We start from the raw sequence: 1,076 nt of genomic DNA, 5'->3' as shown, positions 1-1,076 counted from the left end.
GACGGCGGCGACGAGGCGGAGAACTCCGCCGAGGCCACCGCCCAGTTCACCGAGGCGCGCACCGCGCCCGGCGTGGTCGCGCCCGGCGCCTACGGGGCGGCCTGGCAGCAGCTGCAGTCGATGAGGCACACGGCGGGCGGCTGGGACCACGTCACCAAGAGGGCGTACAACTCCGACGATCCCCGCTACCGCGATGTGAACTCCAACTCCAGTGGCGGCGCGGGCTATGTGACCGGCCGGATCACCGGCATCGCGGCCGACGACCAGGGCTATGTGTACGCGGGCGGCGCCAACGGCGGTGTCTTCCGCTCGACGACCGGCGGCGGGCACTGGAAGCCGATCTCCGACAAGCTGCCGTCCCTGTCGACCGGCACCCTCTCGCTGGACGGCCAGAAGCGGCTCTGGTACGCGACCGGTGAGTCCAACACCGGGGCGACGTCCTTCGTGGGGACGGGTGTGTACGTCCTGAAGGACCCGCGCCACGGCCAGTTCCAGCCCGGCGACCGCGTCGGCGGCGCCGAGCTGGAGAGCACCGTCATCCATGCGCTGCGGTTCGCGGGCACCACGGTGTGGGCGGCGACCAGCACCGGTGTCTGGTCGCACTCCACGACCACCCTGTCCGGCCCGTGGACGCACGAGTTCACACCCAACCCGGACTATCTGCCGGGCGGTTCGAAGGCGGACGACCCGAGCGCGCCGTACAAGAACATCGCGAACGACATCGCCGTCGATCCCAAGGACCCCTCCAAGGTTCTCCTCGCGGTCGGCTGGCGTGGCGGCGACACCTACAACGGGCTGTACGCGAAGGCGGACGACGGCAGCTGGAAGCCGGTCAGCGGGCTCGGTGACCTGCCCACCAGCAGTGCCGACGTCGGCAACATGACGTTCGCTTCGGCGGCGGACGGCTCGCGGCTGTACGCCATCGACCAGTCCCCGGCGCAGATGGCCGCCAACCCGGACAGCGGGCTGAAGGGCGTGTATGTGTCGAAGAGCGGTTCGCCGTTCGGGCCGTGGACGCTGATCGCGGACTACACCAAGCTGAAGGCGTCCGGCTCCGCCCTGCAGACCGCTGGCTA

1 pseudogene is annotated in these 1,076 nt (G+C 70.4%); it reads left to right on the top strand.

Features of this window, described 5'->3' with window-relative positions:
• A pseudogene (locus tag ACWC2T_RS46120) lies at positions 1 to 1,076 on the top strand (glycosyl hydrolase); the annotation flags it as partial.

The sequence above is a fragment of the Streptomyces sp. NPDC001393 genome (assembly GCF_053597455.1).
This window is presented reverse-complemented; position numbering and strand designations above follow the sequence as displayed.